This is a genomic window from Pseudodesulfovibrio cashew (assembly GCF_009762795.1).
GTDB lineage: Bacteria > Desulfobacterota > Desulfovibrionia > Desulfovibrionales > Desulfovibrionaceae > Pseudodesulfovibrio > Pseudodesulfovibrio cashew.
Window position 1 is genome coordinate 856,709 of record NZ_CP046400.1, and the last position, 23,809, is coordinate 880,517.

19 protein-coding genes and 1 tRNA gene are annotated in these 23,809 nt (G+C 60.8%); 11 read left to right on the forward strand and 9 right to left on the reverse strand.

Going from position 1 to position 23,809, the window contains the following annotated elements; genetic code table 11:
- The first annotated feature begins 312 nt into the window (after nucleotides 1-312).
- Together prxU and GM415_RS03800 are read left to right on the forward strand one after the other, a co-directional pair.
- Nucleotides 313-1,035: a thioredoxin-dependent peroxiredoxin gene (gene prxU / locus GM415_RS18035; RefSeq protein ID WP_242012342.1), complete on the forward strand. Its 723-nt coding sequence runs from the start codon at nucleotides 313-315 to the stop codon at nucleotides 1,033-1,035.
- A 94-nt stretch (nucleotides 1,036-1,129) separates the two neighbouring features.
- Entirely contained in the window at nucleotides 1,130-1,438 is a 309-nt protein-coding gene (locus GM415_RS03800) for a DsrE family protein (protein WP_158946503.1), read from the forward strand.
- A gap of 196 nt (nucleotides 1,439-1,634) precedes the next feature.
- On the opposite strand, the gene GM415_RS03805 is transcribed toward GM415_RS03800, so the two are convergent.
- Nucleotides 1,635-1,988, reverse strand: coding sequence for a DsrE family protein (locus GM415_RS03805; protein WP_158946504.1), 354 nt, complete (start codon nucleotides 1,986-1,988; stop codon nucleotides 1,635-1,637).
- 489 nt (nucleotides 1,989-2,477) lie between these two features.
- Between GM415_RS03805 and GM415_RS03810 the strand changes: the two genes are divergently transcribed.
- Nucleotides 2,478-3,962 carry a sodium-dependent transporter gene (locus GM415_RS03810; protein WP_158946505.1) on the forward strand — a complete coding sequence of 495 codons (1,485 nt, stop codon included), beginning with the start codon at nucleotides 2,478-2,480 and terminating at the stop codon, nucleotides 3,960-3,962.
- Nucleotides 3,963-3,972: 10 nt separating this feature from the next.
- The gene (locus GM415_RS03815) at nucleotides 3,973-4,074 is read left to right on the forward strand and encodes a MetS family NSS transporter small subunit (RefSeq protein WP_158946506.1); all 102 of its coding nucleotides are present in this window, start codon (nucleotides 3,973-3,975) and stop codon (nucleotides 4,072-4,074) included.
- Nucleotides 4,075-4,167: 93 nt separating this feature from the next.
- Here the strand turns inward: GM415_RS03815 and trhA are convergent, their stop codons facing one another.
- The 6 genes from trhA to GM415_RS03845 form a co-directional block, all read right to left on the reverse strand.
- Nucleotides 4,168-4,809 carry a PAQR family membrane homeostasis protein TrhA gene (gene trhA, locus GM415_RS03820; protein ID WP_158946507.1) on the reverse strand — a complete coding sequence of 214 codons (642 nt, stop codon included), beginning with the start codon at nucleotides 4,807-4,809 and terminating at the stop codon, nucleotides 4,168-4,170.
- Nucleotides 4,810-4,982: 173 nt separating this feature from the next.
- Entirely contained in the window at nucleotides 4,983-5,429 is a 447-nt protein-coding gene (locus GM415_RS03825) for an RrF2 family transcriptional regulator (RefSeq protein ID WP_158946508.1), read from the reverse strand.
- A gap of 410 nt (nucleotides 5,430-5,839) precedes the next feature.
- Complete coding sequence (locus GM415_RS03830) at nucleotides 5,840-6,442, reverse strand: hypothetical protein (RefSeq protein WP_158946509.1); 603 nt, start codon at nucleotides 6,440-6,442, stop codon at nucleotides 5,840-5,842.
- A gap of 14 nt (nucleotides 6,443-6,456) precedes the next feature.
- Complete coding sequence (gene cbiM / locus GM415_RS03835; protein WP_158946510.1) at nucleotides 6,457-7,062, reverse strand: cobalt transporter CbiM; 606 nt, start codon at nucleotides 7,060-7,062, stop codon at nucleotides 6,457-6,459.
- 175 nt (nucleotides 7,063-7,237) lie between these two features.
- Nucleotides 7,238-8,485 (reverse strand): HD domain-containing protein, encoded by a 1,248-nt coding sequence (locus GM415_RS03840; RefSeq protein WP_158946511.1) that lies wholly within the window; start codon nucleotides 8,483-8,485, stop codon nucleotides 7,238-7,240.
- A 115-nt stretch (nucleotides 8,486-8,600) separates the two neighbouring features.
- Entirely contained in the window at nucleotides 8,601-10,094 is a 1,494-nt protein-coding gene (locus tag GM415_RS03845) for a GGDEF domain-containing protein (protein WP_158946512.1), read from the reverse strand.
- A gap of 244 nt (nucleotides 10,095-10,338) precedes the next feature.
- Here GM415_RS03845 and GM415_RS03850 point away from each other — a divergent pair, with 244 nt between their 5' ends.
- The 4 genes from GM415_RS03850 to GM415_RS03865 all read left to right on the forward strand — a co-directional run bounded on the left by GM415_RS03850 (nucleotide 10,339) and on the right by GM415_RS03865 (nucleotide 14,457).
- Nucleotides 10,339-11,955 (forward strand): glycosyltransferase family 4 protein, encoded by a 1,617-nt coding sequence (locus GM415_RS03850; protein WP_158946513.1) that lies wholly within the window; start codon nucleotides 10,339-10,341, stop codon nucleotides 11,953-11,955.
- A 160-nt stretch (nucleotides 11,956-12,115) separates the two neighbouring features.
- Nucleotides 12,116-12,550 (forward strand): 4Fe-4S binding protein, encoded by a 435-nt coding sequence (locus GM415_RS03855; protein WP_158946514.1) that lies wholly within the window; start codon nucleotides 12,116-12,118, stop codon nucleotides 12,548-12,550.
- Nucleotides 12,543-14,297, forward strand: a complete 1,755-nt coding sequence (locus GM415_RS03860; RefSeq protein ID WP_158946515.1) for an aldehyde ferredoxin oxidoreductase C-terminal domain-containing protein — start codon at nucleotides 12,543-12,545, stop codon at nucleotides 14,295-14,297. Before GM415_RS03855 ends, GM415_RS03860 begins: the two co-directional genes overlap by 8 nt.
- An 84-nt stretch (nucleotides 14,298-14,381) precedes the next feature.
- A tRNA-Phe gene (locus tag GM415_RS03865) sits at nucleotides 14,382-14,457 on the forward strand.
- Between the two features lie 294 nt (nucleotides 14,458-14,751).
- Here the strand turns inward: GM415_RS03865 and GM415_RS03870 are convergent.
- Together GM415_RS03870 and GM415_RS03875 are read right to left on the reverse strand one after the other, a co-directional pair.
- The gene (locus GM415_RS03870; protein ID WP_158946516.1) at nucleotides 14,752-17,898 is read right to left on the reverse strand and encodes an efflux RND transporter permease subunit; all 3,147 of its coding nucleotides are present in this window, start codon (nucleotides 17,896-17,898) and stop codon (nucleotides 14,752-14,754) included.
- An 8-nt stretch (nucleotides 17,899-17,906) separates the two neighbouring features.
- The gene (locus tag GM415_RS03875) at nucleotides 17,907-19,136 is read right to left on the reverse strand and encodes an efflux RND transporter periplasmic adaptor subunit (RefSeq protein ID WP_158946517.1); all 1,230 of its coding nucleotides are present in this window, start codon (nucleotides 19,134-19,136) and stop codon (nucleotides 17,907-17,909) included.
- Between the two features lie 122 nt (nucleotides 19,137-19,258).
- Between GM415_RS03875 and GM415_RS03880 the strand changes: the two genes are divergently transcribed.
- The 3 genes from GM415_RS03880 to GM415_RS03890 all read left to right on the forward strand — a co-directional run bounded on the left by GM415_RS03880 (nucleotide 19,259) and on the right by GM415_RS03890 (nucleotide 23,777).
- Nucleotides 19,259-19,906, forward strand: a complete 648-nt coding sequence (locus GM415_RS03880; RefSeq protein ID WP_158946518.1) for a TetR/AcrR family transcriptional regulator — start codon at nucleotides 19,259-19,261, stop codon at nucleotides 19,904-19,906.
- 422 nt (nucleotides 19,907-20,328) lie between these two features.
- Nucleotides 20,329-21,684, forward strand: coding sequence for a radical SAM protein (locus GM415_RS03885; RefSeq protein WP_158946519.1), 1,356 nt, complete (start codon nucleotides 20,329-20,331; stop codon nucleotides 21,682-21,684).
- Between the two features lie 89 nt (nucleotides 21,685-21,773).
- Nucleotides 21,774-23,777 (forward strand): sulfotransferase family 2 domain-containing protein, encoded by a 2,004-nt coding sequence (locus GM415_RS03890; protein ID WP_158946520.1) that lies wholly within the window; start codon nucleotides 21,774-21,776, stop codon nucleotides 23,775-23,777.
- Nucleotides 23,778-23,809 lie beyond the last annotated feature (32 nt).

The window sequence follows — 23,809 nt, forward strand, 5'->3', positions numbered from 1 at the left end:
CACCTCCACATATTCATAATGTGCCTTTTGTTGCATTGAGGTGCAATGATATATTGCGCTTTCAATAAAATCATTGGAATTGCAGAATCAAAAAATAACACCATTAAGGTATACTTTGTCACAAGCTGGAATTATCTATTATTTATTCTATAGCAACAATAGAAACACTCTATAACTGTCTAAAAAAACATCGCCCTCATCCCCTTATTCTTCTTCCACCCCTTCCCAAAATTCATCTGCTCATGTAGTCAACTGATGAACTGGGAATCATTCCCACTAGCGCATCAGCAACCATGACCAAAGGAGATTGTCATGCCAGAAGAAACCAGTGTTTCCTGCGAGCGCCCCAAGAGCGTCGTAAGCGAAGCCCCTCCGGCGGAGGCCTCCCAGGCCGCGCCCAGACCCGTGGAACAGGGCCCCAGGGTCCGCATCGGCCAAAAGGCCCCCGACTTCACCGCTCCCGGCTTCATCAACGGCGGGTTCGGCGCAGTCAAATTGTCCGAGTACGTTGGCAAATGGGTGGTTCTGTGCTTTTATCCAGGTGATTTCACCTTTGTTTGAGCAACCGAAATCTCTGCGGTCGCAGAGAAGTATGCCGAATTCGAAAAGCTCGACGTGCAGGTATTCTCCATGTCCACCGACTCCATGTTCGTCCACAAGATCTGGGTCGAGGAGGAGCTTTCGAAGATGATCACCAAGGGCGCGGTGCCCTTCCCCATGCTGTCTGACGGCGGCGGCAACGTCGGCAAGCTGTACGGCGTGTACGACGGCGCGGCGGGCGTGGATGTCCGTGGCCGCTTCCTCATCGACCCGGACGGCGTGGTCCAGGCCTATGAGGTCCTGACCCCGCCGGTGGGCCGCAATGTGGCGGAAACCCTGCGCCAGATCCAGGCATTCCAGTTGGTGCGCGAATCCAAGGGAACCCAGGCAACTCCCTCGGGATGGAAACCGGGCAAGCCCGTGCTCCGCCCCGGCCCCGATCTTGTGGGCAAGGTCTGGAAGGAATGGAAGGTCCAGATGGCCTTCGACGACTAGTTATTCAGGCTCCCCGGGCGGCCGGGGAGCCTTCACCCCCAACTCTTCCAAGAGGTACACCGTGTTCTGTCTGTATGTTTTCAATGGAGAATTGATGTGTTTCATCCATGTCCTGCTCAACGCCCTGGACATGAGGGAAAAGGGCAAGGAGGCCACCATCGTCATCGAGGGCGCGGCGGTCAAGCTGGTCCAGGAACTGGAGCAGGAGAGCTGCCCCCTGCACGCGCTCTACGTCAAGGCCAAGGAGGCCGGACTCATCGACGGCGTGTGCAAGGCGTGCTCGGCCAAGCTGGGAGCCCTCGACGCGGTCAAGGCGTCGGGCCTGCCGCTGCTCGACGATATGTCCGGCCATCCCTCCATGGCCGCCTACATGGACAGAGGGTATACGATCATCACCTTCTGATTCCGTTAAATGCCAGGAAAAACAGCCCGGTGGAGACTCCTCCGGGCTGTTTTTCGTTATTATTCCAACCCCCGTGAAATGAACATGGTAAAGCGGCCCGCCAGGGGAACGGTGCCTACCTGCCAGGCAGACCAGGGCTATCAGCAAAACAAAGACGGCAGCAGGTGCGCCGCCGTTTTTTCGGACCGCCGGAATCCTAGAAAGAAAAGACCTTGGCCTCCTCGGCCAGATCGATGAGAACCATGCCGGTGCTGATCTCGAATCCCGCGGGAAGGTCGTCCTCGCCGAGCATGCGGGTGGCCGCGCACGGCTTGCAGACCAGGATTTTGCCCTTCTCCTGGATTGTCTGGAGATACGGCAGCATTTCGTCGCCGGTGGGACACTTGATCCGCTCGGTCAACCCGAGGTTGGCGAAATACACGGCATCGTCTACCAGGAAGACGGTCACATCGTGCCCTTTTTCGGCGGCGATCTTGGCAAACTGGAAACAGCGCACGGCGCGGGTGGGATCTTCGGGGCCACGGGACAGGACGAACAGGAACTTGCTCATGGGTCACTCCACAAATTTCATATGAATATCTTTACGGGCATTCAGACAATGTCGGTTGTATAGCCCCGCCGCCATTTTTCAGCAAGGGGCTACGGCACCCTTTCACTCCGCTGAGAACAGGCATGATTGCAGCGTTGCTGTGAAAAGTTCAGGCCCTCGCGTACTTATGTTACACGAGAGTCTGAACTTTTTGCTTCACGCTTATGAACCTCTCCCGACAGCCTTCCGAAATGGACTTTGCCAACACTCTTTCTGGCGAAGCGTTCCTTCCCCCCTGTCGTTCACGGTGCGAGCGGTGGACAAAACCCACTTTTTTGCATACACGATTCTCACTTTTTTGAGAAAAACAGGGGAAAATTCGAAAAAATCAACAATTTTTGTCGTTTTTTCTTATTTCTCCTGAGGGCGACGCGGAATCTTTTCCATTGCGCCCGTATTCATTTCCGCTGCCGGGCGGAACGGACTTTCAAACCACACAGGTGAAGCATAATGGCTCAACGAGAACAATGGGGCTCACGCACGGGCTTCGTCCTGGCCGCGGTCGGCTCCGCCATCGGGCTGGGAAATATCTGGCGTTTTCCCTACATGGCCTACGAGAACGGCGGCGGCGCCTTCCTCATTCCCTACATCTTTGCCCTGCTCACCGCAGGCATCCCCTTCATGATCCTCGAGTTCGGCATGGGGCACAAATACAGGGGCTCCGCGCCCAAGGTGTTCCGGCGTCTCGGCTCCGGCCGGGAGTTTCTCGGCTGGATGCAGGTGGTGGTGGCCCTGGTCATCTCCATCTATTACGTGGCTGTCATCGGCTGGACCATCAACTATACCGGGTTCGCGCTGAACCAGGCCTGGGGCTCCGATCCCAAGGCCTTCTTCTTCGGCGACTACCTTGGCCTGACCGGCTCTCCATTCGAGCTGGGCGGCATCCGCTGGTCCATCCTCGGGGCCTGCACCCTGGCCTGGGGCGTCACCTGGCTGGCCATCACCTCGGGCGTGCGCAAGGGCATCGAGCGCGCCTGCAAGATTCTCATCCCGACCCTGTTCCTGCTGGTGCTGGTGCTCATCGCCCGCGTGGTCACCCTGCCCGGAGCCATGACCGGCCTCGACTTCCTGTTCAGGCCCGACTTCTCCAAGCTGACCGACTTCACGGTCTGGGCCGACGCCTACGGTCAGATCTTCTTCTCCCTGTCCATCGGATTCTCCATCATGCTCGCCTACTCCAGCTATCTGCCCAAGGACGCGGACATCAACAACAACGCGGCCATGACCGTGTTCATCAACTGCGGATTCTCCCTGCTGGCGGGCGTCATGATCTTCTCGGTGCTCGGCAACATGGCCCACGCCACGGGCCAGGCCGTCTCCGACGTGGCCGGAGCCGGTGTAGGCCTCGCCTTCATCACCATCCCGGCGGCCATCAACACCATGCCGGCCCCGGTCTTCGTGGGGACCCTCTTCTTCCTCTGCCTGACCATGGCGGGGGTCAGCTCCCACATCTCCATCGTGGAGGCGGTCAGCTCGTCGTTCATCGACAAGTTCGGCATCAGCCGAAAGCGGACCGCCACCCTGGTCTGCGGCTTCGGCTTCCTCGCCACGGTGATATTCACCACCGGCGGCGGGTTGCTCATCCTCGACATCGTGGACCACTTCATCAACAACCTCTGCATCCTGGGCCTCGCCCTGGCCGAAATCCTCCTGATGAGCTGGATTGTGGGACTGGAAGACATCCAAAAGCACGTGAACGCCTCCTCGGACTTTTCCGTGGGCAACGCGTGGAAGCTCTGCCTCAAGCTCGTGACCGTGGGCGTGCTCGGCTACTCCTTCGTCATGAATGTGGTCACGGACCTCGGCAAGCCCTACGGCGATTACGCGACCACCGACCTGGTCACCCTTGGCTGGTCCCTGCTGCCCGTGGCCTTTGTCCTTTCCCTCGCTCTGAACAAGCGGCAGGCCGCCTACGGCTTCGCGCAAAACGATTAAGGAGGCACCCATGACCACTTCCGCCATCGTCATGATGATTCTCGGACTCGGCGTAACCTGGGGCGGCGCGGCGTTCTGCATTCGCCTGGCCATCAGAAAACAGCGCGGATAGCGCTCTCGCACCCACAAAAAACAAGGGCGTTGTCCATGAGGACAGCGCCCTTTTCCTTTTGTAACAGCCAGGAGCGTCTCCTGGCCCGCCCGATCAGATGAAGCAGTACATGACCACAAAGTGGCAGGCGGAGCCGCCAATGACGAAGAGGTGGAAGATCTCATGGAAGCCGAAACGCCTGGGCAGGGGATCGGGCCACTTGAAGGCGTAGATGACCGCGCCCAGGGAGTAGACCACGCCTCCGGCCACCAGCCAGACCAGGGCAGGGACGGACAGGGCGAGGCAGAGGGGGTAGATTCCGACCAGCACCAGCCAGCCCATGGCCAGGTACACGGCGGTGGAAAGCCAGCGCGGCGCGTGCAGCCAGAAGACCTTCATGCCGATGCCCGCCAGAGCCAGCCCCCAGACGACCCCGAACAGGGACCACCCCCACGGACCGCGCAGGGGGATAAGGCAGATGGGCGTGTAGGTGGCCGCGATGTAGAAGAAGATCATGGAGTGATCCACGCGCCGCAGCAGGCGGACCCCCCGCTCGGACACGGGCAGCCAGTGGTACAGGGTGGACGCGGTGTAGAGCAGGATCATGGCCCCGCCGAAAATGGAGAAGGTCACGATGTGCCAGGGCATGGCCGGACTCACCGCGCGCAGGACGAGAAAGATCGTGGCAAAAACTGCCAGGACCGCACCGATGAGGTGGGTCAGGCCGCTGAGGGGATCGCGCAGACCAAAAACCATGAGAAACTCCCTTGTTGGAATGCCGCAGGTACAGAGCATACACGGAATCGCCGGATCAAACAAGCGTTTGAACATCAGCCCGCTGAAGGGATACGCAGGAAGTGACGGTAAAAGGACCGGGCAAAATGGCCCGGACGGCGCGCAGCCGCGCCGTCCGGACGTATCGTAAACAGCTAGTCCATAAGCATGGGGATGGAGTCCGAAGTACGGCACTCCTCCGCATCCGCCAGCATATCTGCCAGGGTGAAGGTATTCAGCCGGTCGTACATGGCATCGGCGGCCTCCAGCCAGAGCCGCCGGGTGAGGCAGACGTCCAGGCGGGAGCACTGGTCGCTCTCGCTCCGGCACTCCACCAGGGAATCATCTCCCTCCAGGACCCGGACCATGTCGCCCATGCGGATCTCGGAAGGCGGAACGGCCAGGGCGTGTCCGCCCCGGGGTCCGCGCTTGCTGCGGATGTATCCCGCCTGCTTGAGCTTGCGTATCAATTTTTCCAGGTACTTGACCGAGACCCCCTGGCGGTCGGCGATGTCCTGGATGCGAACCAGGCCCTCACCGCTGTGTTGGGCGATATCGACGGCCATCCTGGTGCCGTATCGGCTTCTCGTCGTCAGTCGCATCTCCTCTCCGATGGTAATCGTTCAAAGAAAAAAACGCCTCTTGAGCCGGAACCCGCCACATAATCCGCCCTCGACAGGCTCAGCACCACCACTCCGGGATACGTTCCCGGGCCTTCCACCGTCACGCAGGTTCATGGCACGGAGCATCTCGCTCCCACCGGATGAACCGGGAAGCCGGACAGTCCAGCCCGCCCCAAAAACAGGGAACCCCCGTAAAACGGTAGGAAAACGACACTGCCGTTTCTCCGCCGCACCGGGAGTCTTGACGGGAAGCCCTGCCACAACTCCTTAAATAGACTAATCCTTTTCCATTCATGAAAAACGATTCGTTTGGGAGGGAAATTAGCACAAAAAAAAGGCCGCGACAACTGACGCGGCCAAAAAGAAAAAATGGATGATTCCGGTCTGAATTAGCTGGATTTCCGGCTCTTCATATATGCGGCAACGCCGAACAGGCCGAAGATATAGCCGATGCCCGCCATGATGTCCGAGACAGTGGGACCGCTCTGATTCATGTCGGCCAGCATGCGCTTGACCGGAGCCAGTTCCTTGCGCACCACGGCCTCGACCTCGGCCACGCCGACCCCGCCGGACATCGGAGCCGCCACCTTGGCCGGGGCCGCCTCGACCGGCTCGGCCGCTTCAATCGCGGAAGGGGCCGCGTCCGCGCTGCCGTACTCGGCATACTTCACGGTCCACTCGGTCTGGTGGCCCTCTCCGGCCTTGAGCCGCAGGAGCAGGTCCATGTGCCCTTCCCTGGCCTTGGCCGGAATGGGGAACGCAAAGAGGCCGTCCTTGTCGGTCGTGCCGGTCAGAAGCACCTGGCCGGTGGCCGCGTCCAGCACCTCGACGGTACCGCCCTGGACCCGCTTGGTGCGACTGTACCCGGAGTCCGAAACCACGGTGTCTCCGTCAACGTAAGCAAAGATATTGACCTTGTGGGCGTGGGAGGCTGCGGCCAGCACCAGGGTCGCGGCCAGGGCCAGACAAGTTGCGAGAATGAGTCGTTGCATGAGGAGTCCTTGCGTCAGTTGGAGGATACGGCCACGGTTTCCGGCTTGACCCGGGCCAGGAACGTATAGGCGAAACCGGTGATCACGCCTTCCACGACCATGATGGGCAGGTGCGCGGCCAACAGGGCCTGGGCCGCGCCTATGAACGCGTCGCCGGACAGGGCCAAGGAGCCGGCAGTGAGCAGCGCGCTGAAGAGCATGGCGCAGAATCCGCAGGCAAAGGCGGCGGCGAAACGGCTACCGGTCCCCCGGCTCAGCAGGGGCCTGAACACGAAATGGCAGAGCACGGCGGGCGCGGCCATGTTGAAGCAGTTGACCCCGAGCACGGTCAGACCGCCGTACTGGAACAAAACCGCCTGCAACACCAGCCCCACCAGGATGGAGGGAAACGCGGCCCAGCCCAGAATGACCCCGAGCAGACCGTTGAGGATCAGGTGCGCGTTGGACACGCCGATGGGCACATGCACCAGCGAAGCCACGAAAAACGCCGCCGACAGGATGGCCACGGTCATGATCCGGTCATAATCGATCTTTTTCAGCCCGATGGCAGTGCCGGTCACGGTCAAGGCCGCCCCGGCCAGCAACACCGGCCCGGACAACACTCCTTCCGAAATATGCATGAGCCCTTCCCCTCGCTGGTTCGGCCATCATCCGGCAACTCGCACGGATTAAGACCGAATTCGTGTGAACAAATTGGAATCCGTATACACCCTGTAATCAGACTTTACAAGGGGTGTTTACTGTTGGGTACGGGATATAGCGGCAGGAGTGATAGTGTTGCCGAGTTACCGGGGATCAATCAAAGTCGGCAAGGAGCGCGCTGACCTGCACACCCGCGATGACCGGGGTCTCGTTGTAGCGCATGCGGATGCGGTAGAGGGCGTGGTGCAGCTGGTCGGACGAGATGCCGTTCTTCAGGGCGGTGTGGGCCTCGATGTAGGCGGCCAGGGAATCGCAGACCTTGAGCAGCGGTCCGTCCTTGGGGTCCAGGGAATCCCGGTTGGCCTCGCCGCAGAGCTGCTCCTCGGAGGCCTCGAGCACCTCGCCGTCCCGCATGAAAGTGGCCTTGAACTCGCTGCCAACCTCCAGGCCGAGAAAATATTCCAGGCGGTCCGCGATCTCCGCGTAGCCGCCCTCCTTGAGGGGGGCGAGGACAACCCGGTTGAGTTCCCGGATTTCATATTCGTGGATCAGATCGGCAATCTCGCGCGACGCGCCCTTGACCGGGGAGATGATGTCCCGGGTGAGCAGCTCGGGCAGGTCGTGGAACAGCCCGGAAAAGAAATTGTTCTGGCGGCGGGCGCGGCAGGCCCCCACTTCGGTGCTGAAAAACCAGGAATAGGCTGCCACGATGAACATGTGCCCCAGCACCGAGGTCTCGGGCACGCGCGGGGTCTGGGACCACCGCTTCTGGAAACGCAGCCTGCCGCACATGCGGGCAAAGCGTCCGAGCACGTTGTTGTCCTCGTCCAGGAGTTCGCCGACCCCGTTAAGGTCGCGCATGGCCTCCAGCCGGTCCACAAAGCTGGCCTCGATCTCTGTCAGCTCGTGGTCCATACGGTTGATGGACTTGAGCAGCTTGAACTCCGAGTAGCTGGCGTAGAGGTGCGCGGCGTGCAGGATGCGCCGGGCTAGCCCCTTGTCCTCGGGCTGCATGAGGTACTCGCCCATGCGGTCCATGAACTCCTGCCCCAGGGGCATGATCCGTGGGCGCAGCTCATTCAGGACCCAGTTGGTAAGCGTCCGGTAATCCTCCGGGTTCTCCTTGATCCGATAGAACACCGGCGGCTTGATGTCGGTGATGACCAGCCGGTAGAGGTAGTCGAAGAGGCCGCCCTCGACGATGGCCTCGCCGAGTGCGCGCTTCCGCGCCACCTCCATGTCGCCCGAATTGAGCAGGAACAACAACCAGGCCACGATCATCTTGTGCGCCTGCTTGTCGACCTCGACCAGCTCCATGGGGCGGAGCTTGTCGTTCCACCGCTTCATGAAGGCGCCGGAAAAAAGGAGCTCCAGCAGGCTTTTTCGAATGATCACTGACATGATGGGCTGACAGTGCCGAAATTACGGAAGATTGGCAACATGGGTTTGCCTCGGGGAAAAAAACGGGGGCCGCGAAAAACGCAGCCCCCGGGTGATTCCGTCAGGATATCTCCGCCTAGTGCAGCGCGGCGCGGGTCTCCTTGGGCTTGGAGATGACCACCATGTTGCGGCCGTTGTGCTTGGCTTCATAGAGCGCCTTGTCCGCCTTGAGGATCAGGTCCTCATCCTTGGACAGGGCACCGCCCTCCACGCTGGCCACGCCGATGGAGGCCGTGACCGTGAAGTCGTGGCCGTCGAAATGGAAGCTGCACGTCTGGATGGCTTCGCGTACGCGCTCGGCCAGGGTCCAGGCGTCCCGCTCGGCGGTGTGAGGCAGGAGCACGACGAACTCTTCGCCGCCGTATCTGGCGGGCAGGTCGGTGGTGCGGAAAGTGGTGGTCAGGATTTCACCCACCTTGCGCAGGACCATATCGCCCGCCTTGTGGCCGTAGGTGTCGTTGACCTGCTTGAAGTGGTCGAGGTCGACCATGAGCAGGGAAAGATCGTGGTTGTAGCGGCGGCGACGCTTGATCTCGTAGATCAGCCGCTCCTCGAAGGAGTGGCGATTGTAGATGCGGGTCAGGCCGTCGCGGTCGGCGCGCAGCTTCACTTCCTTGAAGGTCATGCCGTTACGCAGGGCCAGGCCGAGGTGAGTGATGGCGGAACGGAAGGTTTCCACCTGGTCCTTGCCGAGACGATAGGAGGACTCGCACAGGAGCATGAGACAGCCGAAGGTGTCCTGCCCGGCGCTCAGGGGCATGGTCACCAGCCGCCCGTCCGCCGGGGTCTGGGAATACTCGGGTCGCCTGAGGGACTCGGCGTGGACCACCTGGAAGCTGTTGACCGACCCGCCGCCCATGTCGGTTGCGGCGGCCATAAGCCTCTCCACCCACAGGGACTCGGTTTCAGGGGGCATGGCCCCGTTGAGAAAGATTTCCACGTCGGCCACATCGGACTCCTGCTGACGGGTCCAGAAAGCGGCATGCAACTGCTTGATGGGCAGGAGCAGGCTCAGGGTCTCCTTGGCGTTGAGCAGGATCACGGCCGGGTCCAGGCTCTCGGTAGCCGAGGCCAGGATCTTGTTCAGGAACAGGAGTTGGTCGGTCTTGCGTGCAAGCAGTTCCCGCTCGAGCAGGATCTCCTCGGTCATCCGGTAGATGTCCGAGTACATGCTCTTTACTTCCCTGGCGCGGAAGACCGCGTCCTGAACCTTGGGCCGGGTCAGGGGCGTGCGGACCACGGTCAGGAAGCCGTCGGCCAGAACCTGTTCCATTTCCAGGTCTTTTTCTCCCTGGTCCTGGATCAGGATACGCTGGGTCTCCTCACGGCTGCGGCATTCTTCCCGTTGATGCTCCGGCATGGCGGACCAGACCGACCACGGAATCCAGGCCATGGCAGGCTGTTCACCGTCCGTGTCGGCATCGGGCCAGGAGAATGCCCCGGCAGGAAAGTTGCGGACGTAAAATCCGGGACCCACGCCTGTTTCCACCTGGAGCTTGAGTTCGTCGCTCAATCCCAGGCCCCACATGAGTTCGGGCCGTTTGCCCCGCTGTATAGTCTTCTTTCGCATGGTTGCGGCTCCTCAGAGAGTCAAAAAGATGACACTTCCTTGTGTCCACTGGGATGATGAGCAAGATGGAGGCCAATGCTGCAGATGCGAGGCGATACAAGCGATAATCCTTCCCAGTTACTCTGAATCACGAACCATTTTTTTTGACCATTCATCTAAACGGCCTATCCGACCCGGCAAAATGTACCGTCCGTTTTCCGCCAAACCCATTGACAAAACGGCCCGTTGCGGTGTTGACCTAGGTATGTCCGAAACAAAGCGCATCTGGGGAACCCTGGACCCCTTTTTCGAGCCAGGCCCGGTGCTGGGCCGCAGGGTGGCCAATGTCCGCTTTCTGCACGCCCTGCTTGAGCGGGATCCGTTCGCCGAATATCATTTCTTCCTGGCAGACAGAGGCCAGACCGATTCCCTGCGCCGCCACCTGGAAGGGACAGGATTGCCGGGTACGGCCCGCTGCCGGTATTTCGACCGGAGGGAGCTGCCCTCCCGGCTGGAGGAGACAGACTACCACTGCTTTCACCTCTCGGACTGCATCACCACACAGCCCGCCCTGGCCCGGCTGCGCAACCGGCACAGCCGGGAGATCTTTCCGGTCACGGGCACTATCCACTCCCTGAGCTACGCCAACTACGGCGCCCCATTCCTGCGTCACCTCTGGCCCGGGGCCACGGGCAGGGACGCCATCGTCTGCTCCTCGGGCCCGGGAAGACGGGTGGTGGAGAACCTGTTCTGCTGGCTGCGCGAGTCCTTCGACCTGCCCCCGGAGACCCCGGCCCCGACCCTGGCGCACGTCCCTCTCGGCGTGGACACGGACGCGCTCACGCCCGGCGAGAACCGGACGGACGGTGGGCCTGTGCGACTGCTGGTCTTCGGGCGTATCTCCCATCATTCAAAGATGGACCTGCTGCCCCTGGTGCGCGCCCTGCACCGACTGGTCTCGGACGGTCTGGACCCGACCTCGGTGGAACTGGTGCTGGCGGGATGGGGCGACGATAACGACGATTTCCTGCCAACGCTCAAGGACTATGTGGCCAACGTGGGCGTCGGCCTGACCGTGGCGCTGCGTCCCACGGAAGCGGAAAAGACGGCCCTGTTCCGGTCCGCCGACATCTTCGTCTCCATCGCGGACAATCCCCAGGAGACCTTCGGCATCACCCTGGCCGAGGCCGGGGCCTTCGGCCTGCCCTGCGTGGCCTCGGAGTACGACGGCTACCGCGACATCGTGGTCCCCGGAGAGACCGGACTGCTGGTGCCGACCGTGGGGCCGGACGCCACCCCGGACGTGGACGAACTGGCCCCGCTGCTCTTCGACAACCAGTACCACCTGCTGCTCTCCCAGCGCACCGCCGTGGAGATTCCGGCCCTGGCCGAGGCGCTGGGAAGGCTCATCGCCTCGCCGGCCCTTCGCCGCGACATGGGCAGGGCCGCCCGGACGCGGGTGGAGAAACGCTTCTCCTGGGCCACGGTCATCGAGCAGTACCTCGCCCTCTGGAACGACCTGTGGGCTCACCCCACCGACGCGGACGCTCTGCGGGAAACCGATCATCCCATGGACATGCCCTACGGACGCCTTTTCGGCCACTACACCAGCCGCGTCCTCGGCCCGGACACGGTACTCAAGGCCGGACGCACGGGCGACGCCTTCTACCGCGGCAAGGATTTTCCCACCCTCTATTCCGGCATGACCATGACCATTGATCCGGAGATCGCCAGAAAACTGGTTTTTCTCGCCCGCAAACCCATTGACAGTAGGACACTGATGGGGAAGCTTATGCGGGTCGAGCCCAGCCTCGACGCAAACGTCGTTACAAATCATCTGCTCTGGTCCCTCAAGCACGACATACTGGAGCGAGTAGAATAACCACGCCCCTCCCGCCCGCTGCCAGGCAAGCCTTCGGGCTGCGGCACACGCGGGCATCGCCCCTGCGGCAATCCGGGGAAGGGGTGGCGGCCCGAAAGACATGAACGGAGACCCTCTTACGAGAGGCGTTTCGTTTTTCCGGCCGCCGGAGACAGCAGTTATGAAAGCGCTGAGAGCGGCGCGAATGGAACGGTGCATCGGCTGCCATTCGTGTTCGTTGGCCTGTTCGCGACAGGTCCACCATTTTCTCTCCTGGAACAGGGCGGGTATCCGCATTGCCTCGGCGGGCGGTCTGTCCACCGGATTCGAGGCCAAGGTCTGTCTGGCCTGCCACCCGGCCCCGTGCGCCGAAGCGTGTCCCTCGGGTGCGCTCGTCCAACGCAGGGACGGAGGCGTGATGCAAAAGAAATCTCTCTGTGTCCGCTGCGGTCTGTGCGCCGAGGCGTGCCCCGTAGACGCCATCTACCTGGACAGCGAGAACAATCCCTACGTCTGCATTCACTGCGGGCAGTGCGTGGCGTTCTGTCCGCACAACTGCCTGGAGATGGCCGATCTTTCACCGCGTGAAAAGGACGGGGAGGCTGACCATGATTAGGGATTTCTTCCGCGTCATGGTCGTGGACCTGTCCAGCGGCGCCACACGCATCGCCGAGCACACGGGAAGAGCCGAATTTCTGGGCGGTTCGGGACTGGCCGCGCTCCTGTTCGAGACGTACGGCCACATGGACCGGAGCTGGGACGACCCGGACCAGCCGCTGATCTTCGCCATCGGCCCGCTGACCGGTTACTACCCGCTGATGTCCAAGACCTGCTGCGCCTTTCGCTCGCCCTACCATGATGAATATACCGAGAGCTACGCGGGCGGGAAATCCGCCCTGTCCCTCAGGTTCGCCGACCTTGACGCCTTGGTGGTGACCGGCAGGGCACCCCGCCTGACCGCCCTGTGCGTGGGCTCTGGCGGTACGGACCTGCGCGACGTGGAATTCCTGCGCGGCTTCGACGCCCTCCAGACCGGGCGAGTGCTGCGCAAGATGTTCCCCGGCGCGGGCAGGCGCTCCATCCTGCGCATCGGCCCGGCCGGCGAAAACCTCTCGGCCTACGCCTGCATCAACGTGGATACCTTCCGCCACTTCGGGCGCATGGGCGGCGGCACGGTGATGGGCGCGAAAAATCTCAAGGGCATCTGCATCCTGGGCGATCAGGGCTTCCCATTGCCCGAGGGCAAGGCCTATCCGAAGCTCTACCGGCGCATCTTTGAGCAACTGACCACAACCGAGATGATGGCCAAGTACCACGGCGTGGGCACGGCCATAAACATCAACCCGCTCAACGGGCTCAAGTCCCTGCCCTGGCGCAATCTTCAGGCCACGGCCGCCCCGGCGGCAGAGGCCATCTCCGGCGAGCGGTTCGCGGACGACGTCCTGCTGCGCAACGCGGCCTGCGCCGGGTGTCCGGTGGGCTGCATCCACATCGGATTCGTGCGCGAGCGGTTCCAGGCCAACAACCAGTATCTCTACCGCCAGGTGGGCTACGACTACGAGCCCATCTATTCCTGTGGCGGCATGCTCGAGGTCACGGACCCCAGCCAGGTCCTGCGCATCCTCGATGTCATCGAGAAGGAGGGGCTGGACTGCATGTCTGCTGGTGTGGCCCTGGCCTGGGCCACGGAGGCTCTGGAGAAGGGCGTGGTCAGCAAAGGGGAAACCCTGCTCGACTTCGCCTGGGGCGACGCCGAGACCTACATGCGCGGGGTGGAGCTGATAAGCCGCCCGCCCAACGAGTTCTATCGCCAGCTGGCCCAGGGCACCCTCAAATGCGCAGCCCGCTTCGGCGGAGAGGATTTCGCCTGCGTCCTCGGCCAGGAGATGGCCGGCTACGCCACGGGCGAGGTCTTTTTCGTGTCCGAAGGGCTCGGCTTCCGCCACTCCCACCTGGACGCGGGCGGCTACGCCTGGGACCAGAAGCACGACGAAAAGGACGTGGACAAGGCCCTGGAGTTTCTGATCGAGGATAGCCGCAAGCGCATCGTGGTCAACTGCATGGTGGGCTGCCTGTTCTCTCGCGGAGTCTACACCGAAGACTTGCTGGCCGAAGCCCTGGACGCAGTGGGCCACACCGGGTTCGGCAGCTCCCTCTCCGCCATCGGCGAACGTGTCCAACGCCTCCGCTGGCGCCTGCGCGTCCGCATGGGCTACGACCCCCGCCAGGTGAAAATTCCCAAGCGATACACCGAGCTGACCACCTGGAAAGGCCCCATCGACACGGACTATCTCGAGGCCCTGCGTACCGAATACGCCGCCCGAATCCTCTCCATGGCCGCCCCGGCTCCCGGCTCCGAATAACCCCAATGCAGGAAAAATCCGAATTCGGGCAAAAAAGGACTTGCCAACACCCTCTCGTTTCGGTAATTACTCCCTCTCACCGGCGCTCAGGTAGCTCAGTCGGTAGAGCAGGGGACTGAAAATCCCCGTGTCGGCAGTTCAATTCTGTCCCTGAGCACCATTGAAGATCAAGCCCTTACGGAGAATCCTTCGTAAGGGCTTTTTCTTTGCGTATATCAATCCCATCAGCCCTCTCTGCTGTGCCCATTTTATTGGTATGGGACAACTGCTTTTCAGCCGGCTTTCCGAACGACTCGTGTGAGGAAAGGCCGTCGCAAGCGCTTGGCGTACAGCTTCAACAGCGCTTTGGATATCGTCTCCAAAAAAAAGGGCGCACCGGATAATCCGGTGCGCCCTAATTACTGGCACAGGTGGGTTACGGCGTTTCCTGCCCGTTACCGATGAGGAACGGAGCCTAGGCCGAGCCCTCCCCGCTTCCGGGGGTTTCGGGTTCGTCCCAGTCCACCGGGGGCTTGTACTTGAAGACCTTCCTCAGGCCCACGTAGAGCAGCGGGATGAAGAAAACGCCCAGCACGGTGGCCGAGAGCATGCCGCCCATGACGCCGATACCGACGGAGTTCTGCGCGCCGGAACCGGCTCCCGAGGCCACGGCCAGGGGGAGAACGCCGAGGATGAAGGCGAACGAGGTCATCAGGATCGGGCGCAGACGCAGCCGGGCCGCCTTGAGGGTGGCCTTGATGACGTCCAGGCCGGCGGCCTGCTCCGCCACGGCGAACTCCACGATGAGGATGGCGTTCTTGGCAGTCAGGCCGATGGTCGTCAGCAGGCCGACCTTGAAGTAGACGTCGTTGCTTTGCCCGAAGGTGCTCGCCGCCAGCAGCGCGCCGAAGATGCCGATGGGCACGGCCATGATGACCGCGAACGGGATGGACCAACTCTCATACAGAGCGGCCAGACAGAGGAAGACAACCAGCACCGAGATGGCATAGAGCGGCGCGGCCTGGTTACCGGAGAGTTCCTCCTGGGCGGAGAGGCCCGTCCAGGACATGGCATAGCCGGGCGGAAGCTGGGCGACCAGCCGCCGGACCTCGGCCATGGCGTCGCCGGAGCTGACCCCCTGGGCGGCCTGGCCCTGAATCTCCAGGGCGGAGGAACCGTTGTAACGCTCAAGGCGCGGGGAGTCGTAGGTCCAGCGCCCATTGGCAAAGGAGGCGAAGGGAACCATGCCGCCCTTGTCGTTACGCACGAACCAGCGGTTCACGTCCTCGGGCTGCATGCGGAAGCCCTTGTCTCCCTGCAGGTAGACCGGCTTGACGCGGCCTCGGTCGATGAAGTCGTTGACGTAGTCACTGCCCCAGGCCGTGGACAGGGTGGTGTTGATATCCGAGAAGGAGAGCCCGAACGCACTGGCCTTCTCCTGGTCGATGTCGATGTGATACTGGGGCTCATCCTCCTGCCCGTTGGGCCGGGTGTTTGCCAGTAGCGGACTCTTGGCGGCCATGCCCAGGAACTGGTTGCGCACGGCCATGAGCTGCTGATGTCCGGCACCGTTGATGTCCCGCAGGTAGAAGTCGAAGCCGTTGGAGTTGCCCATCCCATGAATGGCGGGCGGAGCAAGGCAGAAGATCCGGGCCTCACGGTTTCTGAAGAATGCGCCCATGGCCCGCCCGGCCACTGCCTGGGCCGACAGGGAGGGGTCCTTGCGTTCCTCAAAGGGCTTGAGCCGGATGAAGCCGATGCCCACGTTCTGGCCCGCGCCGCTGAAGCTGAACCCGGCCACGGTGAGAACGCCTTCAACGGCCTCCTTCTCATTGTTCAAAAAGTGGTCGCTGACCTCGGTCAGAACCCGCTTGGTCCGCTCCTGGGTGGCTCCCGTGGGAAGCTGGACCATGGCGATCAGGATGCCCTGGTCCTCCATGGGCAGAAAGGAACTGGGCAGTCGGTAGAACATCCAGCCCATGACCCCGGTGATGAGCACGAAGACCAGCAGGAAGCGCCCGGTGCGGCGAAGCATCCAGGCCGTTCCGTCGTGATAGGCGTTGGTGCCGAAATCGAACGCCCGGTTGAACCAGCCGAAGAAGCGGGATTTACTCTCGCCGTGAGCGGGTTTGAGCATGGTGGCGCACAGGGCCGGGGTCAGAATCAGCGCAACAACCACGGACAGGAGCATGGCCGAGACGATGGTCACCGAGAACTGGCGGTAAATGACGCCCACCGAGCCGCCGAAGAAGGCCATGGGCACGAAGACTGCGGACAAAACCGTGGCAATGCCCACCAGTGCGCCGGAGATCTCCTTCATGGACTTGCGCGTGGCCTCGCGGGGGCCGAGCCCTTCTGTGGCCATGACGCGCTCCACGTTCTCGACAACGACGATGGCATCATCGACCAGGAGGCCGATGGCCAGGACCATGGCGAACATGGTCAGGGTATTGATGGAATACCCCATTATCGAAAGCACCGCGAAGGTTCCGAGCAGAACCACGGGCACGGCAATGGTCGGGATGAACGTGGCCCGGACGTTCTGCAGGAACAGGAGCATGACGATGAAGACCAGGACGATGGCCTCGATCAGGGTCTCGATCACATCCTCGATGGAGAGCTTGACGAAAGGCGTTGTGTCGTAGGGATAGACGACCTCCACGCCGCTCGGGAACGTGGGCGTGAGCTCGGCGATGGTCTTTTCCACGGCCTCGGCGGTCTGGATGGCGTTGGCCCCGGTGGCCAACTGGATGGCCAGCCCCGCAGTGGGATGTTTGTTGTATGTGGTGCTGGTGGTGTAGCTCTCGGCGTCGAGCTCAACTCTGGCCACGTCGCGAATGCGCACCACCGAACCGTCGGGAGAACTCTTGATGATGATATCCCGGAACTGCTCGGGGGTCTGCAGTCGGCTGCGCGCGGTGATGGTCGCGTTGAGCTGCTGGCCCCGTACTGCGGGCAGGCCGCCGAGCTGGCCGGCGGAAATCTGCGTATTCTGGGCCTCGATGGCCCGGGCCACATCGCTGGGCATCAGCGAAAACTCGGTGAGCTTGTCCGGGTTGAGCCAGATGCGCATGGCGTAGGACGAGGAGAACAGCCGGGTGTCGCCCACGCCCTCCACGCGCTTGAGGGTATCGTTCAGGGAGCTGTCCACGAAGTCGGCGATGTCCGTGGAGGTCATGGTGTCGTCCGTGGAGACGAAACCGAGGACCATCAGGAAACTGGCCGACGACTTGGTCACGCTCAGTCCGTTGCTCTGGACAACGTCCGGCAACTGGGAGGTGACCTGCTGGAGCTTGTTCTGGACCTGCATCTGGGCCACGTCGGGGTCGGCGGCGTTGGTGAAGGTCAGGGATATCTCCGCCCGACCCGTGGAGGTCGAGGTGGAGGTCATGTAGTCCAGATAGTCGATGCCGGTCATGCCCTGCTCGATGACCTTGGTCACCGAGTTCTCCACGGTCTTGGCGTCCGCGCCGGGATAGGTGCAGGTGATCCGGACGGTGGTCGGAGCGATCTCGGGATACTGGGAGATGGACAGGGTCCGCAGGGCCAGCAGGCCGCCGAGCATGATGACGATAGCGATGACCCAGGCGAAGATGGGCCGCCGGATGAAGAATTCGGACATGAGCCTGCCTAGCCTTCCTTGCTTTCCGCCGCAGGCGTTGCCGGAGCCTGCGCGGGCCTGATCTCGCCGGTGGCGTCATCCAGGATCATTTCCTTGACCGTCACGGTCTGGCCTGCACGGATAAATTGGGAACCCTGCACCACGAGGCGGTCGCCGTCGCTGATGCCGGAACCGACCAGCCAGGAGTTGCCGTAGCTTCGGCGCACGTCGAGGATGCGCTGCTCGACCTTGCCGTCCTTGTCCACGAACAGGCCCACGGGCTCGCCCTTGGGGGTCCGGCCCACGGCCCGCTGCGGCACCAGGTAGCAGTTCTGGAACACGCCATCCTGAATAATGGCCCGAACGTACATGCCGGGCAGCAGCAGACGGTCCGGGTTGGGGAACTCGGCGCGCAGGGTATACGTGCCGGTGGCCTCGTCCACCTTGGCACCGGAAAATTCGACGGTGCCCTCATAGGGGTAGACGGTCCCGTTTTCGAGCTTCAGCTTGACGGTCATGGTCTTGCCCTCGACAGTGATCACGCCGGAGGCGATGGCCTGGCGCAGGTTGAGCATGGTGGTGCTCGACTGGGTCAGGTCCACGTTGATGGGGTCAAGCTGACGGATGGTCGTCAGAGGCGCGCTCTGATTGGCCGTGACCAGGGCTCCCGGGGTAAGGTCGGACATTTCCACGCGGCCGCTGATGGGGGCCTTGATCTCGGTGTAGTCCAGGCTGATCTTGGCGCTCTCCAGGGCGGCCTTGGCCGAGGCCACGGCGGCCAGATCGGCTTCGAACACGGCCTTGGCGTCCTGATAGTCCTGCTTGGAGATGGCTCCCTGGCCGATCAGTTCGGCGTAGCGCTTGGCCTTGCTCTCGGAGCTGGGCAGGGAGGCCTGAGCCCTCTTCAGGGCAGCCAGGGCGTTGCTGTACTCGGCCTGGTAGGTGGAAGGCGCAACCCGGTAGAGCACTTCACCGGCATGGACCTCGCTACCCTCGCGGAAGAGCCGCTCGCGAATGATGCCGTCCACCTGGGGGCGGACTTCGGCCACCAGCGAAGCGGTGGTCCGGCCCGGAAGCTCGGTATTCAGCGGCACGGCCTGTGGATGCAGGGCGATTATGCCGACCTCGACGGGCGCGGCAGGAGCGCCCTTGGCCTCGGACGTCTTCTCGTCGCATCCTGCCAGGACGACCGTGAGCAGCAGGCAGGCCAGGGCCAGCAGGGTCGCCGCACGGGGAGGGGTCGAAACTTTATTATACATTTATGGAGGCTCCTCTTGACGCCTGTAAAAGGCTTTATTTATGGTACCAGGCAGTACCTTTATTAACGGTAAGCCGGAGAGTCAATCCCGAAAATGGTGAAATTTTGTTAAATGAGCATTCCATGACCAAGCCGAAACCCAAGGGGAAGCGGGGCCGACCCAAGGTCATGCCCGACGACCAGCGCCGGGCCCTGATCGTTGCCGAGGCGGAAAAACTCTTTGTTGAAAGGGGGTTCAACGGCACGTCCACGGAACAGATCGCAGCCCATTGCCAAATCTCCAAGCAGACCCTGTACCGGCTTTTTCCGTGCAAGATCGAACTGTTCGCCGCAGTGGTCGAATCCCACCGACTGAGCATGATCGACCTCGGCGACGGGTACGACGACCTCCCGCTGGACCAGGCCTTGGCCAGGATCTTCATGATCGGGCTGGACCAGCCGAGCTATGAACTCAGGGCGGCCTTCCTGCGCGCCGCCCATGTCGAGTCCGTGCAGCACCCGGAACTGCGTGAAATCCTCCGCAGCCGGGGCGGCGAAAGAACTCGGACCGAACTTGCGGCGTGGCTGGACCGCCAGTGCGCCAAAGGGCGCCTTGTCATTGACGATCCTGACAACACCGCCCACATGCTCATGGACATGTTCACCGGCGCGGTCATCTTCGAGGCCATCGGCGGATTCGGCTGGGCCACCCGCGAAGAGCGAATGGCCCATTTCCGCGTGTGCATCGACACCTTTCTCAACGGCACCCTTCCCGGCAGCCGGAGGAGCTGAAATCCCCCGACCGCCTTCGGCTGCCGCCACCAGAGGCTGACGCCCTCCAAAGGGCATCAAACATCTGACACGCCCTTGCCCTGCCCCTGCTCCCGCTTAGGGCTGGCGAAAATCTTCGTTCCAATTTTGCACTTGCCCGGCCCTGGCTGGCCGCCACCTCTTGACGGAACCAGGATAGCCATCTAACATATTATTAAAACTAAACTTTACAACTGATTTGCGGCAAGGAGCATCTCCAGCCTTCAGCATGCTCAGTCCATGAGGCATCTAAATTTTTGCCTGGCCGTGCCGATTAATAGATGGGAAGTTGTGCCAAGGCCTCATGACAGCCGAAAGAGTAAAGAGTTCAGTTTAGAAGCATTGTTGCTCCAGTTGCAGCGACATCGTACCCAATGACGGATTTGGATTGGAAAGGTGGAATTATGAACAAGAGATCGCTGAGTGACATCCCGAAAGGAAGCCGTGTCGCAATATATGGTGCGGGCGAATCCGGACAGAAAATCATGATGATTTTGCAGGAATTCCGTCCCGACGTATCAATACGCTGCTTTCTGGATACGTATAAGTCAGACACATTTCACGATCTCCCGTGCATCCGGGTCGATGATTTATCCACAGTACTGGACTCCATCGACCTGATCGTGGTCGCCTCCGCTTTCTACCCTGAAATAACCAGCACATTGCGGCTTCGAGGCGTTTCGAATTACCTCGTCATCGACCGTTCTTTCTACAGGCTTCCGTTTTCCACCAGGGAAGAACTGCGGGCAATGAGCGCCATGATCGAGCAGTGCGAAAAGCGCAGCTCGCACCCGGCGGCCACCATGTTGGACGAATACATCCGGAAGGTGGAGTGGGACCTGAGCGAATTGAAGGCATACCAGGACACCGGATTCCTCCCCCATGGGGCGATGGTCCAGATTTCGAAGAAGTGCAATCTTCGCTGCGTCTTTTGCGGACATGAGGCATGGAAGGAAAATACCGGCTTCATGGACTTCGAGTTGCTGCAGAAGGTTGTTGAAGAAATAAACGCCATCGGCGCCAACATGACCCTTGTCGGCCCTCAGGGAGAGCCGACGCTTCATCCTGAATTCGAGAAAATCATCCGGTATGTCGGCAAGCATGTGCCCAGGGCGCTGCTCTGCACCAATGGAACGGCGTTAACCCCAAGCAAGATTGAAGCGATCGTGGACAGCGGGCTGACCTCCGTTGAGATCTCGTTCGCCGGCTATGACGCCAAGTCCTACGAGAGCATCTACGTGGGAGCCGATTTCGAAAAGACGACCCGAAACATGCAGCAGCTCTCCGACGCCATCCAGGCCTCGGGCAAGGATATTTCGCTCGTGATCAAAGGGATTTACCCGTACTCCTGGAACCAGGAGGATGACTTCGAGAGCTTCAAGGCTAAATGCTTTGCGCTCTATGAGCGGCTCGGGATCAAGGGACGGTACGACATCTCAGGCGAACCGCACAATTTTGCGGGTAACGTCGAATCAGGGCCATATGACGAACAGCTGAAGCTGTTTACGACAAAGACGATTGCGAACTCGCGTCCCCGGCTTTGCGGGCAGCTCTTCAATCCCTGCGTTCACCACGACGGCAAGGTGAGCGTTTGCGGATGCCATGATGCGAACTGCAGGATGCCAATCGGAAAGATCGGACAAGAGTCTTTTGCGGCAATGATGCAGGGAGAACAAATGAAGGAATATGTCATCAGTTACATGGAACGGAGATACGACAAAATACCTTTGTGCCGGAAATGCGACGTGCCGTATAAATAGAGTTTCGCCTGGTTAACTTTTCCCATGATCCACGGTTGCTGTCTTTTCATGGCGAATGGCAAATTCACCTACAAGTCTTGAGGGTTGTTGTGAACAATGTGATTCTTCCGTTGCATCTTTCCGGGGCTGCTCTATCTCGATATCACAACATCCTGTATATCGTGCTTCCCAAATGCGGCAACACCTCGATGAAGAGGATGATGGTTGAACTGGAGGGCGATGCCGACTTTGCCGGTTTCGACATTGATTCGATAGACGTCCACACTCACAAGAACAAAACGGTAATCCAGAACGATTTCAGAAAAAACATAGAGCACCTGAGAGCGTTCTCGGAAAAGCTCTTTGTTTTTACCGTTGTCAGGAATCCCTATGTCCGGGTCTTGTCGGGATATCTGGATAAGATTCGTAATTCCCCGGACCCCAGGGCCACCTGGTTCGGACAAAAATATTCCGCCAAAAACCGGCAACTGTCTTTTGTCGAGTTTTTGCATCTCTTGAAACAGTCGGATCTGAACACCATCGATTGGCACCTCAGGCCAGCCCATCTCGTCGCGCAGACAGGCCTTGTCCGATACGATTACATCGGGAAACTCGAAGAGGTCGACAGAGTCGCTGAAGCCATCAACGCGGCCCGCCACTGTGACATCCGCCAGGCGCCCTATTGCTCCAGGCGAATCCACTCCAGCAGCAAGCGCCTCTTCGGTTACTACGACTCGGAGGCCGTTGAACTGGTGGACGAAATCTTCGCTTCGGACTTTGTCTATTTCAACTATCCGAAAGGCGACTTCGAGAACCTCGCCGGGGGACACATAGACATTGACCGTGTCAACGCACCTGCCAAGGATGCCATGCTCGGATTTCGCCCGAGAAAGCGATTCGAGGAAAACATGGATGCCTTCCTGCTGATGGAGCAAAGCCTGCAGCACAGGCTTTCAGGGGATCTGCCTGCGGCTTTGCGGGAGAACGAACAGGCAATCGCACTTGTCAGCGACAATCCATACTTTTTCGCCTTTCTCGGCGATCTTCTGGACGGAGCCGGGAATCATGCCGAAGCAGCCGACGCCCTGACAAAAGCCATTGCCCTCGCCCCCCTCGACTCCCGCCTCCACCTGCAACTCGGTGTGATACACGCGCATCTGGATGACGCAAGATCCGCAACCCGTGCCGTCTTGGCGGCCATCGCCACGAAGGACTATCACCACGAGTTCTACTCCGCCCTCTTCAACGTGCTCATTTCGATCTTTGACTTGCAGGGGACGGAAGAAGTGCTGCAACAGGCAATCGGGCATGACCCAGATAATCCTCATTTTCATCTACTCCGAAGCCGGATTCACGACCACTTCGGCCAGAGCGAAACGGCAATCGAACTGGCTCGGGAAGCCATGGGCGTGGTGAACTATCATCCTGGCCTGCACATGCATCTGGCAACAATGCATGCCGCGCGCAACGAGTTTACAAAAGCAGCAGAGGTACTGAAGGAGGCCATCTCCCATAATCCGCAGAGTTCTGCTATCCGCTTGCGGCTGGGCCGGTTGTACTTGCAACAGGGAGAGACCGGAAGTGCTTTGCATATGGCTCGTGAAGCCATTGCCACAAAAGACTTCTACATCGGTTTTTATCAACATCTGACAGCTTTGCTCAACGATTGCTGCACACTGGAAGAATTTGAAGACGAACTCAGGCAGGCGATCGCTCTCAACGAGGGGAACGCGCACTTCCTGTTGCAGCTCAGCCATGTCCACAGGCGGCAAAACAAAATCGACGAGGCGGTCCTGGCGGTTCGGGAAGCCATCCGTAACGACAGCCTGTACCCCGGCTTCTACTACCACCTGACCAACCTGCTTCTCGACTCGGGAGACCCGGAGGGTGCCCGTGAGTCCGCACAGAAGGCGCTCACCCTTGTGCCTGACGATCCGGGAGTCTTTCACGCCCTGCTCGGCAAGACTTATTCTGCTCTTGGCGACACGAAGGCCGCAGCCGAAGAGAGGGGAAAGTCACTTGAGAAAGTGAAGCGACCAGCCAATTTCGACGAATACTTCGCAAGCCTTTTCAGAGGGCTACCTGCCAAAGGGACAAGCTCGGCAACGGGATAACCGTACTCCGGGATCAGTTCTCCGGAGCACAC

Coding starts and splice junctions, on each gene's coding strand:
- GM415_RS03800 (WP_158946503.1), top strand. CDS start 1,130: ATGTGTTTCATCCATGTCCTGCTCAACGCCCTGGACATGAGGGAAAAG.
- GM415_RS03805 (WP_158946504.1), bottom strand. CDS start 1,988: ATGAGCAAGTTCCTGTTCGTCCTGTCCCGTGGCCCCGAAGATCCCACC.
- GM415_RS03810 (WP_158946505.1), top strand. CDS start 2,478: ATGGCTCAACGAGAACAATGGGGCTCACGCACGGGCTTCGTCCTGGCC.
- GM415_RS03815 (WP_158946506.1), top strand. CDS start 3,973: ATGACCACTTCCGCCATCGTCATGATGATTCTCGGACTCGGCGTAACC.
- trhA (WP_158946507.1), bottom strand. CDS start 4,809: ATGGTTTTTGGTCTGCGCGATCCCCTCAGCGGCCTGACCCACCTCATC.
- GM415_RS03825 (WP_158946508.1), bottom strand. CDS start 5,429: ATGCGACTGACGACGAGAAGCCGATACGGCACCAGGATGGCCGTCGAT.
- GM415_RS03830 (WP_158946509.1), bottom strand. CDS start 6,442: ATGCAACGACTCATTCTCGCAACTTGTCTGGCCCTGGCCGCGACCCTG.
- cbiM (WP_158946510.1), bottom strand. CDS start 7,062: ATGCATATTTCGGAAGGAGTGTTGTCCGGGCCGGTGTTGCTGGCCGGG.
- GM415_RS03840 (WP_158946511.1), bottom strand. CDS start 8,485: ATGTCAGTGATCATTCGAAAAAGCCTGCTGGAGCTCCTTTTTTCCGGC.
- GM415_RS03845 (WP_158946512.1), bottom strand. CDS start 10,094: ATGCGAAAGAAGACTATACAGCGGGGCAAACGGCCCGAACTCATGTGG.
- GM415_RS03850 (WP_158946513.1), top strand. CDS start 10,339: ATGTCCGAAACAAAGCGCATCTGGGGAACCCTGGACCCCTTTTTCGAG.
- GM415_RS03855 (WP_158946514.1), top strand. CDS start 12,116: ATGAAAGCGCTGAGAGCGGCGCGAATGGAACGGTGCATCGGCTGCCAT.
- GM415_RS03860 (WP_158946515.1), top strand. CDS start 12,543: ATGATTAGGGATTTCTTCCGCGTCATGGTCGTGGACCTGTCCAGCGGC.
- GM415_RS03870 (WP_158946516.1), bottom strand. CDS start 17,898: ATGTCCGAATTCTTCATCCGGCGGCCCATCTTCGCCTGGGTCATCGCT.
- GM415_RS03875 (WP_158946517.1), bottom strand. CDS start 19,136: ATGTATAATAAAGTTTCGACCCCTCCCCGTGCGGCGACCCTGCTGGCC.
- GM415_RS03880 (WP_158946518.1), top strand. CDS start 19,259: ATGACCAAGCCGAAACCCAAGGGGAAGCGGGGCCGACCCAAGGTCATG.
- GM415_RS03885 (WP_158946519.1), top strand. CDS start 20,329: ATGAACAAGAGATCGCTGAGTGACATCCCGAAAGGAAGCCGTGTCGCA.